Consider the following 12,170-nt stretch of genomic DNA (forward strand, 5'->3'; position numbering starts at 1 on the left):
TCAGATTCCTGGTTTATTAGGAACCACTCAAGATCCTGATGATTTTAACGTTACTTTTCACCATACTCAAGCAGATGCAGCTACAGGGAATTTACCGATAAGTTCTCCATATACAAACTCAAATACTACGGAAACCATTTTTGTAAGAATTCAACACAAAGCTACTTTCTGTGTAAATGACGATGCTACTTTTGATCTCATTGTAAATCCGTTACCAGACTTTACGGTCACTTCTCCTCAAATTTTATGTTTAAACGATACTCCTTTAACCATTGCTGTTGAAAACCCTGCAGCTATATATACCTATGAATGGAGAAATGCTGCTGGAAATTTAATCAGTACCAATGCAACTGCAGCTATCACCACGGGTGGAAATTATACAGTAACGGCCACCACCACAAACGGAACCAATTGTACAAGAACAGAAACAGTTGTGGTTACTGAATCGAATCCTGCAGTTTTAAATGCCAGTTTTGTAACGATTGTTGACGAAGGAAATAACATTGGAAGTGAAAACAACTTGTCTATTTTAGTAGATACAGTAAACAACGATTTAGGTTTGGGAGACTACCAATTCGCCCTTAGAAATGATGATGAGAACACCACGACTCCATTTCAAGATGCACCCATTTTTGAAGATTTAGAAGGCGGTATTTACACCATCATTGTAAATGATAAAAATGGTTGTGCGCCAGATGCTACTTTGCAAGTTTCTGTCATTCAATTCCCAAAATTCTTTACTCCAAATGGTGATGGAAAAAACGATACTTGGATTATTAAAGGCGCTAACAAAACATTTTACCCAAATGCGAGTATCAATATCTTTAATCGATTTGGTAAATTAGTGGCACAACTTCCAATCGATGGGCAAGGTTGGAACGGAACCTACAACGGAAAAAGACTTTCTTCTGATGATTATTGGTTTAACATCACACTAATTCCCGCAGATACCTCTAAACCAACCGTTCACAAAAAAGGAAATTTCTCGCTGTTGAGAAGGTAGTTTATTAGCTGTAACTATCTTATTTTAAAAACTCAAAATTTTAGCTTAATAAGAAAATAAAAATACAATTACAATCCGTATTTTTACACTATGGAATTTAAATTAGTCTCAGAATTTTCTCCTACAGGAGATCAACCACAAGCTATCAAAGAACTTTCTCAAAGTATCAATGATGGTGAAAAATTTCAAACCTTATTAGGTGTTACGGGTTCTGGTAAAACTTTTACGGTTGCAAATGTTGTAAAAAATGTAAAAAAACCAACCTTGGTTTTAGCCCACAATAAAACCTTAGCAGCACAATTATATTCAGAATTTAAACAATTTTTTCCTGAAAATGCAGTGGAATATTTTGTTTCTTATTATGATTATTACCAGCCAGAAGCTTACATTCCAGTGACAGGAACTTTTATAGAAAAAGATTTATCTATCAATGAAGATATCGAAAGACTTCGTCTAAGCACCACTTCTTCCCTACTTTCAGGAAGAAGAGATGTTTTGGTGGTTGCATCCGTTTCTTGTTTGTACGGTATTGGAAATCCTACAGAGTTCAAGAAAAATGTAATTCCAATCCAAGTCGGACAATTAATTTCAAGAACGAAGTTTTTACATCAACTAGTGCAAAGTTTGTATTCTAGAACAGAGCATGAAATAAAAAGTGGAACCTTTAAAGTAAAAGGAGATGTGGTGACAATTTATCCTTCTTATGGTGATAATGGCTATAGAATTCACTTTTTTGGAGATGAAATCGAAGAAATCGAATTGTTTGATTTAGAGAGCAATGCAGTAATCAATACCTTTAAAGAATTGAGTATTTATCCTGCAAACCTATTTGTTACTTCACCAGATGTATTACAAAATGCCATTCATCAGATTCAAGAAGACATGATGAAACAAGTCGATTTTTTCAATGAAATGGGAAAACACTTGGAAGCAAAAAGAATCAAAGAACGTACAGAATTCGATTTAGAGATGATTCGTGAATTGGGGTATTGTTCAGGAATTGAAAACTATTCTCGCTATTTAGACGGCAGATTGCCAGGAACAAGACCTTTTTGTTTGTTAGATTATTTTCCGAATGACTATTTAATGGTAATTGATGAAAGTCATGTTACAGTTCCACAAACCCATGCAATGTATGGTGGAGACAGAAGTAGAAAGGAAAATTTGGTTGAGTATGGATTCCGATTGCCTGCTGCTATGGACAATAGACCTTTAAAATTTGAAGAGTTTGAAGCCATTCAAAATCAGACCATCTTTGTTTCTGCAACGCCAGCAGATTACGAATTACAGAAAACAGAAGGTGTTTTTGTAGAGCAAATTATTAGACCCACAGGTTTATTAGATCCACCCATAGAAATAAGACCCAGTTTGAATCAGATTGATGATTTGATTGAAGAAATTCAGATTCGTGTAGAAAAAGACGAACGTACTTTAGTAACTACTTTAACCAAAAGAATGGCAGAAGAATTGACAAAATATCTTACAAGAGTAGATATTCGTTGTCGATATATTCATTCTGATGTAGACACTTTAGAGCGTGTAGAAATTATGCAAGACTTGCGTAAAGGTTTGTTTGATGTGTTGATTGGTGTAAACTTACTACGAGAAGGTTTAGACTTACCTGAAGTTTCTTTGGTTGCCATTTTAGATGCTGACAAAGAAGGTTTTTTAAGAAATGTAAAGTCTCTAACACAAACCGTGGGTAGAGCTGCGAGAAACGTGAATGGTTTGGCCATATTGTATGCTGATAAAATTACAGCAAGTATGCAAAAAACAATGGATGAAACAGATCGAAGAAGAGAAAAACAAATTGCATACAATACAAAACACAACATTACTCCTACTCAAATTAATAAAAAAATAGACGATACGTTAACAAAATCGGCAGTTTCTAGTTATCATTATGACAATGCAAAACAAGTGGCTGCAGAACAAGACTTACAGTATTTACCTAAAGAAGAGATAGCACAACGCATTCGTAATAAACGCAAACAAATGGAGGCTGCTGCTAAAGGTTTAGATTTTATTGTGGCTGCAAAATTACGTGATGAAATTGCTATTTTAAAGGAGAAAGCATAAATATTTAATTTGTTTTTTCTATTTCTTTTTATGAAATTTGCCAATGCTAACTATGCACTTAGTAACCATTTTTAGAATGTTATAAAACCAACTTAAAGTCTTTTAAAATGAAAAATAAAGTAGTTGATTTATTCGGAAATAAAGTAGTTCAGAATGCAGGTGTAAAGTATTCTGAATTATTAGAACAATTTATGGCACCGTTTTCAAATGACTTTAGGGATATGGAGTATCTTGAAGACATTTTTGAATTTGCAATAAATGCTTGGAATTTTGGAAATATGAAAGTTCTTGTACCACAAGAAAAAATTCAAAAGCCAACTGATTTAATAGAAGATATTGATATTGTTTTACTAAATAAAATGATTGATTATAAGGTGTCTGAATTTAGAGAACACACCAATTTTATTGTTGATTATGAATTAACTGAAACAAGTGCAGCCCCAATATTAAAGGTTCTTACACAAATTGAGGAAGATTACTTATCTAGTATGATAAATGCTTTGGAAAATGAAGTTTCTCAAAATGATTTTGAGGAAAATTATATCAATCGTGATGCTATTATTCTAAAACCAAAACAGCCATTTTTAGATTGGTATAATGGTTTGTATCCTGATGATGACTCTTCAGAAGAGGTTAAAGATCCTATTATTTATTTAATTGACGAAAAAAATGATGATGTAGAAAAATGGTTGAAAAAGAAATTTGATAAATTTTTTACGATGGTCTTAGGAGATTGGCATCTCAATAAAAAAGAATGGCCTCAAAGACGAAATTACAAAATGTTTAATCTTTGGTTTCGAGTTGAAACTGTTGAAATGATTTATGATTTAGAAAAAAGGCCCGTTTTAAAATAACAAGGCATTTCTTAAAACCTACACCTTCTTCATCCTCAATTGAATAATACTATCAATGAGTTTGCCTGCTTTTTTTTCATACAGAGCGTTGTCTTTTTTTGACCAAGTTTTTTTTGCATTTTTATTTACTCTGCTATTATTTAAATATTTTAACTCTTTTTGGAGTTTTTTAATGAGAGCATCAATATTTAGTTTTTTTGCAGTGGTTACTCCAAGTTTTTCTAAGTTTTTAGTTAAATTTTCAACATTCAATAAATAGCTTTTCTCTTTGGAATCAGACCATTTTTTTAAAATTTTTAATTTTTCTCGTTGCATTTCTAAAGCATTCAGTTTTGCTTTTATCTTTTTGATTAAAATGGTTTTATCCTGAGAAAATGTACTTATTTTAAAATCTTCCTTAAGAAAAACATCTGAAGCAGGTAAAGAGTTGGTTCCAAAAAAGAATAGGAAAATTGATAAAAATTTAAAAGTGAATTTCATAATATCTAAATATACTATTTTCAAGTCAAAAAATTAACCAAAAAAATACCTCACTATTTGCGAGGCATTTATTAAATATATTTTAAAGAAAACTTTAAGAAGCTTCTAGAACTTCTTGTACTTTATCAGCAGCTTCTTGAAATTCTGTAGCAGAAATAATTTCCATTCCAGAATTATCTATCAATTCTTTTGCTTCTTTAGCGTTTGTACCTTGTAAACGACAAATAATTGGCACATTAATTTTGTCTCCCATGCTTTTATAAGCATCTACAACACCTTGTGCAACTCTATCACAACGAACAATACCACCAAAAATATTTACTAAAATTGCTTTTACATTTTTATCTTTTAAAATAATCCCAAAAGCAGTTTCTACTCTTTGTGCATCTGCGGTACCACCAACATCTAAAAAGTTAGCAGGCTCACCACCAGATTCTTTAATCAAATCCATCGTTCCCATTGCCAAACCAGCTCCGTTTACCATACAACCAACGTTTCCGTCTAAATCTACATAGTTTAAACCCGCAGCTTTTGCTTCTACTTCAATTGGATTTTCTTCACGTAAATCGCGCATTGCTGCATAATCTCTATGTCTAAATAAAGCATTTTCATCTAAAGAAACTTTAGCGTCTACCGCCATAATTTTAGAATCTGAAGTTTTTAAAACTGGATTGATTTCAAACATTGAAGAATCTGAACCAATGTATGCTTTGTATAAGTTCGTAACAAACTTTGTCATTTCTTTAAAAGCAGTACCAGATAACCCTAAATTAAAAGCAATTTTACGTGCTTGAAAAGGCATGATCCCTAATAAAGGATCTATTTCTTCCGTAAAAATTAAATGTGGCGTTTCTTCAGCAACCGTTTCAATATCCATTCCGCCTTCCGTAGAATACATAATCATATTTTTTCCTGTTGCTCTGTTTAACAACACTGACATATAATATTCTTCTGGCTCAGAATCTCCAGGATAATAAACATCTTCACAAACTAAAACTTGATGTACTTTTTTTCCTTCGGCAGAAGTTTGTGGTGTAATCAACATCATACCAATAATATCATTGGCAATATTTTCTACTTCTTGTAGGTTTTTAGCCAACTTTACGCCTCCACCTTTTCCACGACCACCTGCATGCACTTGTGCTTTTATAACATGCCAACCTGTACCCGTTTCTGCGGTTAATTGTTTTGCTGCATCTACAGCTTCTTTATGATTACTTGCCACAATTCCGCGTTGTATGCTAACCCCAAAACTGTTTAAAATTTCTTTTCCTTGATATTCGTGTAAGTTCATCCTATAAATGTTTTAAAACGGTCACAAAAATACAAATTCAGAAGTTATTTACTGCCATCTTTCGAATAAAAAAAATTAGAAGTCTTTTGAAATTCCTTTAAGAAATCTTTAACACTCTTTTTTTGTAACACTTCAAAAATTAAGATGTCTTTCATACAATTAACACAATTTTGTGAAGTGCCTTTTACAAGGTTAAATACTTTCGCAAGGTATTTACATACAACCAACCCAAATTACATGTTTAAACGAATTTTATTCCTACAATTTGTCATATTGACTGCATTTCATACCCAAGCTCAAAACAATAAGAATCGAAAAAAAGTTGCCACAACCAGAATTGCTAAAACCCCAAAAATAGACGGAATCTTAAATGACGATGCTTGGAAGAATGCAGAAAAATTAACAGATTTTGTTATTTTTAGACCAGACAATGGTGTTGCTGTTAAAGGAGCATACCAAACAACGGTAAAAGTTATTTATGATGATAATGCCGTTTATATTTCTGCAGTTATGTTAGATCCAGATGCTGTCAATATTCCTCAAGAATTTGCTGTAAGAGACAATTTTAGTCAGGCAGATTTCTTTTTAGTAACTATAAATCCAAATGATGACGGTCAAAATCCGTTTGAGTTTATCGTTCAATCTACGGGGAACCAAGCAGATGCAAAAGTTTCTAATGGAAATGAAGATTTTAACTGGAGTGCTGTATGGGAAAGTGCGGCTAAAATAACAGACAATGGTTGGAATGTTGAAATAAAATTACCTTACAGAGCCATTCGTTTTGCAAACAGACCTATACAATCTTGGGGATTCAATTTTCATAGAAGGTTAGAAAGATTGAATGAACAACACACTTGGACGCATATAGACAATGCTGTTGGAAGATGGACGCAGTATGATGGTTTGGTAGAAGGTTTTACGAATCTAAAGCCACCAACAAGATTAAATTTATACCCTTACGCATCAGCAACAGCTGTTTCTTTTGACGGTGAAACAAACTATGATTATAGTGTTGGTATGGATTTAAAATATGGAATAACAGACAACTTTACGTTAGATGCAACTTTAATTCCAGATTTTAGTCAAGTAGGTTTTGACAATGTAGAATTAAATTTAGGTCCTTTTGAACAACAATTTACAGAACAACGTCAGTTTTTTACGGAAGGTACAGAGCTATTTAATAAGGGTAATTTATTTTATTCTAGAAGAATTGGAGGTTCTCCTATAGATCAGTTTTCAAGCGAAAGAAGAAATGATGAAGCATTTGATAACAATACAAAAATAAACGATGAACTTGTAAATCCGCCTGAAAAAGTAACCATGTTAAATGCAATAAAAGTTTCAGGTAGAACAAAAGGTGGCTTAGGCATTGGTTTTTTTAACGCCATCACAGAAAAAGCAACTTCTAATATAGAGAGAACAACACAGACCATTGTTGGTTTAGACACCATTGCTACAAAAAGTAATTACCAAACTGTTTTAAACCCTTTTACCAATTACAATATTGTAGTATTAGATCAGCAATTTAATCAAAATTCAACTGTATCTCTTATCAATACAAATGTTACCAGAGATGGTCGTTTTAGAGACGCAAACGTAACTGCATTAGATTGGCATATAGAAACAAAGGACAGCAAATACAATGCAGATGGTTCTTTTAGAATGAGTGCTATTTCTGATGATGTAAACGACCAAAATACGGGTTATACGTTCGATAATAGTTTTGGTTACAATTCTGGTCATTGGAGCTGGGAACTTGGCTATAATTTTACAAATAAAGACTTTAATCCGAATGATTTAGGAATTCAATTCGGTAATGACCAACAGACCATTTATGGGAGCGCAGGTTGGCGAACACTACAGCCTACAAAAAGGTTTAATAGGTACCGTTTTAACTTTTACAATCAAGCAAACTTTCAACATTTTTCTGGAGCTTTTACGGGCTACAATGCTGGTTTTAGTGCTAGTGCACAAACGAAAGAACGTTTTACATTTGGTGGAAATTTAAATTATGGCACCAGAAAAAGAGATTATTTTGAACCAAGACAAGGCACCACGAGTGGTATTTATTTTAAAAGACCAGAAAGGATGAACGTAAATGGCTGGATCTCTACAAACTCACAAAAAAAATTAGAAGTAAATGCAGATGTTTATTTTACAGGATATACAAATCATCCGCAAGAAGGTTATGGTTTTGGTGTAAGTCCAAGATATCGATTTACAAATAAATTTTCTTTACAATACAGATTGAGTTATAACAAGACCTACAATGACCAAGGGTATGTAGATGAAGATGCGAACAATGTTATTTTTGGTCAAAGAGATCGAAAAGACTATTCAAATATCATTTCTGGTACCTATAATTTTAGTACGAATTCATCCTTGTCATTAAGTTTTAGGCATTATTGGAGTGATGTCGCTTACAACGGATATTACAATCTAAATGATGATGGATCTTTAGCCAAAAATGCAAACTATACTGGTGAAGATGTTAATTTTAATAGTTGGAATTTAGATTTAAATTATTTTTGGCAATTTGCACCAGGAAGCCAATTGATTGTTTTTTATAGAAATTCTATCTTTGATGCAAACAATAACTCAGGTTTAGATTTTTACGAAAATTTAGAAAACTTATTCAATCAACCAAATCAACATACTTTTTCTGTAAGATTTGTCTATTTTATAGACTACAATAGCCTAAAGAATATTTTTTAAACAATCGTTGATACATTTTTTTAAATTTGAATTTGAAATCAGAAGCACATCTATGTGTTTCTGATTTCTTTTTTATACTTTCGTCTACAAATTTAAAAGTATGATTGTTTGTAAGAATATTCACAAATATTATGGTGATGTAGAAGTTTTAAAAGGGGTCGATTTACATATTAAAAAAGGTGAAATTGTTGCCATTGTTGGTCCTTCTGGAGCAGGAAAAACAACACTTTTACAAATTCTAGGTACTTTAGACAAACCTTTAAAAGAACAAGATTTTGAGCTTTCTTTAAATACTATTTCATTAAAAAACTTATCCGATAAAGAATTATCTTCCTTTAGAAACAATCATATTGGTTTTATTTTTCAGTTTCATCAATTACTACCAGAGTTTACCGCTTTAGAAAATGTGTGTATTCCTGCGTTTATTGGTAAAAAATCGAAAACAGCAACGGAGAAAAAAGCCTTAGAAATTTTAGAATTCTTAGGTTTGTCTCACAGGATTCATCACAAACCAAATGAGCTTTCTGGCGGTGAACAACAGCGTGTAGCCGTTGCTAGAGCTTTAATAAACAATCCTTCGGTTATTTTAGCAGATGAACCCAGTGGAAATTTAGATAGCGAAGCTGCTAAAAATTTACATGAATTATTTTTTAAACTTCGTGACGAATTTGGCCAGACGTTTGTTTTGGTGACTCACAATGAAGAACTTGCAGCAATGGCAGATAGAACATTAACCATGAAAGATGGTAAAATTATTTAATTAAAAAATCTTCCAAACTCTGCCCCGAATTTTTTATTGTTTTCTTAAAAAATAAAAGGTTCTATTTGTGTAACAAAAATTGCTTTTATACAACTAATGTGTAAACTTTATTATGAAGAAAACTTTCCAAAATTTATTAGCATACTTAAAAAATCCTGTTTTAGAAAAAGACACAACTACAGATGTAAAGTATCGATTTAAAATATTTTTAAACATTCTTGTCATTAGTATTTTAACAGGCATCATTATCTCTCCTATTTTTGCACTTTTCGAAGAACTAGATTGGATCAGTATGGATAACCACAAGGTAGAAGCCATGTTTGAAGGAATGAGTAAACTTCAAGTCATTTTACTAGGTGCAGTAGTTGTGCCTATTATTGAAGAAGTTATTTTTAGAGGCCCCATTACTGCTTTTAAAAAACCAAAACCCTTTAAAATAGCCTTTTACTTTTTTGCTCTGTTATTCGGTTTTGTGCATATTACAAATTTTGAAATGACCACAAGCATCCTTTTATTAGCACCCATATTGGTTTTACCTCAAATACTGGTTGGTGGTTATTTTGGTTATATTAGAGTGCGATTTGGACTGCAATGGTCTATGCTTTTGCATGGTACTTATAATCTTTTCTTTATAGCACTTAGTTTTATTCCAGAATTTTAAAATATGAAAAAATCTGAATTGAAGGAATTTTTAGATGAGAAAGTAATTCTTTATAACAATCCTAAATTTATTGAATCAGATCCTATTCAAATTCCGCATTTATTTTCAAAAAAAGAAGACATTGAAATTGCTGGTTTTTTAACGGCAATTATTTCTTGGGGAAACCGAACGATGATTATTAGAAATTCATTGAAAATGATGGAATTACTAGACCATTCTCCGCATGATTTTATTTTGAATCATCAAGAAAAAGATTTAAAAAGTCTAGAAAATTTTGTACACAGAACTTTTAATTATATTGATTTACAGCAATTTATAAAATCGCTGCAACACATCTACACAAATTATGGTGGTTTAGAAAAAGTACTTTTAATTGAAGACAATTCTAAAACCTATCAAACTGCTATTCATCAATTTAAAAAGTTGTTTTTTGAAGTTGAACACCAACCGAGAACACAAAAGCACATTTCTGACCCTTTAAAAAACTCTGCAGCCAAACGTATCAATATGTTTTTACGTTGGATGGTAAGAAACGACAAAGCGGGTGTAGATTTCGGAATTTGGAAATCCCATCATCCAGCAAACTTATCTTGTCCATTAGACGTGCATTCTGGCAACGTAGCAAGAAAGCTAAAGTTGCTACTGAGAAAACAAAACGACTGGAAAGCAGTTGCTGAATTGGATAAAAATCTTCGAAACTTAGACAAACTAGATCCCGTAAAGTACGATTTTGCTTTATTCGGTTTAGGTGTTTTCGAAAAGTTTTAATTAGAAGTTAACAACAGTTTTTAAATCCTTTTTTTTGTGATAAATTAGATTTCTTAAAATCATTTATTATGAAAAAAATAGTGTTTATTTTTTTACTCTTTTTTGGAATATCTTTAACCGCACAAGACCATAGAATCCCTTTAGACACAATTGTTGTCACTAAGAATGCTGTAGTAATCAAAGGAAAAACAGTTCCTTACAAAGTCATAACTGGTATGCAACCTGTGTGGAATGATGTTGGAGAAATTATCGCTTCACTCTATTATACATATTACAAAAGAACAGATGTAAAAAACACGGCTAAAAGACCAATAATCATGTCTTTTAATGGTGGTCCAGGTTCTGCTTCTGTTTGGATGCATATCGCATACACAGGTCCAAAAGTTTTAAAAATTGATGAAGAAGGATTCCCAATTCAACCTTATGGCGTGAAAGACAATCCGAATTCAATTTTAGATGTTTCTGATATTGTGTATATAAATCCAGTAAACACTGGATATTCAAGACCTGTTGTTGCAAAGGGAAAAAAATTAGACAAATCACTTTTTTTTGGAATAAATGCCGATGTAAATTATCTGGCAAGCTGGTTAAACACCTTTATCACAAGAAATAATCGTTGGGAATCTCCTAAATATATTATTGGTGAAAGTTACGGAGGTACAAGAGTAATGGGTTTGGCTGCCGAATTGCAAAATAAACAATGGATGTACTTAAACGGAGTAATTATGGTTTCTCCGGCAGATTATAAAGTATTAAGAACTGGTAGCTCTATAGATTATGCTTTAAACCTTCCTTATTATACAGCTGCTGCTTGGTATCATAAAATGTTACCTGAGAAATATCAACAACTAGATTTAAGTGAAATACTTCCGAAAGCAGAAGAATTTGCCATTAATATCTTGCTCCCCACAATTGCTAAAGGGGGTTTTATTAATGAAAGTGAAAAAATAGTGATTGCAAATTTATTTTCAGAATACTCTGGATTGAGTACTAAAGTAATTTTACAAAACAACTTAGAAGTTTCTCCAAGTTTCTTTTGGAAAGAGTTGTTAAGAGATAAAACAGGACAAACGATTGGTCGTTTAGACTCTAGATATTTAGGATTAGACAAGCGTGAAAGCGGTAACAGTCCTGATTACAATTCTGAATTAACCTCTTGGTTACATTCTTTTACACCAGCGATTAACTATTATATTAGAGAAGAATTAAACTTTAAAACTGATGTAAAATATAATGTTTTTGGATCAGTTTCACCTTGGGATAACAGAAACAACAATGTAAGAGAGGGTTTAAGGCAAGCAATGGCTCAAAACCCTTACCTAAAAGTATTAATACAATCTGGCTATTATGACGGTGCAACCACTTATTTTAGTGCAAAATATACGATGTGGAAAACAGATCCTAGTGGTAAAATGAAAGATCGATTCTATTTTAAAGGATACAGAAGTGGTCATATGATGTACCTTAGAAATGAAGATTTACAAAAAGCAAATAACGATTTAAGAACTTTTATAGAGAATAGTTTGTCGAACGGAAAATCTGCAAAATATTAAATA

General features: G+C 32.1%; 10 protein-coding genes. 8 read left to right on the forward strand and 2 right to left on the reverse strand.

Translation table 11 applies throughout. From position 1 onward, the window contains the following. The 3 genes from Q0998_RS14050 to Q0998_RS14060 form a co-directional block, all read left to right on the forward strand. Positions 1-1,003 (forward strand): T9SS type B sorting domain-containing protein (locus Q0998_RS14050; protein ID WP_299670822.1); only part of this gene is annotated, 1,003 nt, incomplete at its 5' end. Between the two features lie 90 nt (positions 1,004-1,093). Next, the gene (gene uvrB / locus Q0998_RS14055; protein ID WP_299670824.1) at positions 1,094-3,082 is read left to right on the forward strand and encodes an excinuclease ABC subunit UvrB; all 1,989 of its coding nucleotides are present in this window, start codon (positions 1,094-1,096) and stop codon (positions 3,080-3,082) included. 107 nt (positions 3,083-3,189) lie between these two features. Further along, positions 3,190-3,936 (forward strand): hypothetical protein, encoded by a 747-nt coding sequence (locus Q0998_RS14060; RefSeq protein WP_299670826.1) that lies wholly within the window; start codon positions 3,190-3,192, stop codon positions 3,934-3,936. A gap of 18 nt (positions 3,937-3,954) precedes the next feature. Here Q0998_RS14060 and Q0998_RS14065 read toward each other — a convergent pair whose 3' ends face one another. Both Q0998_RS14065 and sucC read right to left on the reverse strand, forming a co-directional pair. Beyond that, on the reverse strand, positions 3,955-4,251 hold the full coding sequence (locus Q0998_RS14065; protein WP_299670828.1) for a hypothetical protein: 297 nt from the start codon (positions 4,249-4,251) through the stop codon (positions 3,955-3,957). A gap of 259 nt (positions 4,252-4,510) precedes the next feature. Beyond that, entirely contained in the window at positions 4,511-5,710 is a 1,200-nt protein-coding gene (gene sucC / locus Q0998_RS14070) for an ADP-forming succinate--CoA ligase subunit beta (RefSeq protein ID WP_299670830.1), read from the reverse strand. Positions 5,711-5,854: 144 nt separating this feature from the next. Here sucC and Q0998_RS14075 point away from each other — a divergent pair, with 144 nt between their 5' ends. The 5 genes from Q0998_RS14075 to Q0998_RS14095 all read left to right on the forward strand — a co-directional run bounded on the left by Q0998_RS14075 (position 5,855) and on the right by Q0998_RS14095 (position 12,167). Next, complete coding sequence (locus Q0998_RS14075) at positions 5,855-8,425, forward strand: DUF5916 domain-containing protein (RefSeq protein ID WP_299670832.1); 2,571 nt, start codon at positions 5,855-5,857, stop codon at positions 8,423-8,425. A 100-nt stretch (positions 8,426-8,525) separates the two neighbouring features. Then, the gene (locus Q0998_RS14080) at positions 8,526-9,185 is read left to right on the forward strand and encodes an ABC transporter ATP-binding protein (protein WP_299670834.1); all 660 of its coding nucleotides are present in this window, start codon (positions 8,526-8,528) and stop codon (positions 9,183-9,185) included. 112 nt (positions 9,186-9,297) lie between these two features. After that, the gene (locus Q0998_RS14085) at positions 9,298-9,846 is read left to right on the forward strand and encodes a CPBP family intramembrane glutamic endopeptidase (RefSeq protein WP_299670836.1); all 549 of its coding nucleotides are present in this window, start codon (positions 9,298-9,300) and stop codon (positions 9,844-9,846) included. A gap of 3 nt (positions 9,847-9,849) precedes the next feature. Further along, on the forward strand, positions 9,850-10,614 hold the full coding sequence (locus Q0998_RS14090) for a TIGR02757 family protein (protein WP_299670837.1): 765 nt from the start codon (positions 9,850-9,852) through the stop codon (positions 10,612-10,614). A gap of 68 nt (positions 10,615-10,682) precedes the next feature. Next, positions 10,683-12,167, forward strand: a complete 1,485-nt coding sequence (locus Q0998_RS14095) for a carboxypeptidase (protein ID WP_299670839.1) — start codon at positions 10,683-10,685, stop codon at positions 12,165-12,167. Positions 12,168-12,170: the final 3 nt, after the last annotated feature.

Origin of the sequence: uncultured Polaribacter sp., assembly GCF_947501385.1 — a bacterium.
Classification (GTDB): Bacteria; Bacteroidota; Bacteroidia; order Flavobacteriales; family Flavobacteriaceae; genus Polaribacter.

Bases quoted from the DNA above. Each gene is read 5' to 3' on its own strand.
- uvrB (WP_299670824.1), top strand. From the start codon at position 1,094: ATGGAATTTAAATTAGTCTCAGAATTTTCTCCTACAGGAGATCAACCA.
- Q0998_RS14060 (WP_299670826.1), top strand. From the start codon at position 3,190: ATGAAAAATAAAGTAGTTGATTTATTCGGAAATAAAGTAGTTCAGAAT.
- Q0998_RS14065 (WP_299670828.1), bottom strand. From the start codon at position 4,251: ATGCAACGAGAAAAATTAAAAATTTTAAAAAAATGGTCTGATTCCAAA.
- sucC (WP_299670830.1), bottom strand. From the start codon at position 5,710: ATGAACTTACACGAATATCAAGGAAAAGAAATTTTAAACAGTTTTGGG.
- Q0998_RS14075 (WP_299670832.1), top strand. From the start codon at position 5,855: ATGTCTTTCATACAATTAACACAATTTTGTGAAGTGCCTTTTACAAGG.
- Q0998_RS14080 (WP_299670834.1), top strand. From the start codon at position 8,526: ATGATTGTTTGTAAGAATATTCACAAATATTATGGTGATGTAGAAGTT.
- Q0998_RS14085 (WP_299670836.1), top strand. From the start codon at position 9,298: ATGAAGAAAACTTTCCAAAATTTATTAGCATACTTAAAAAATCCTGTT.
- Q0998_RS14090 (WP_299670837.1), top strand. From the start codon at position 9,850: ATGAAAAAATCTGAATTGAAGGAATTTTTAGATGAGAAAGTAATTCTT.
- Q0998_RS14095 (WP_299670839.1), top strand. From the start codon at position 10,683: ATGAAAAAAATAGTGTTTATTTTTTTACTCTTTTTTGGAATATCTTTA.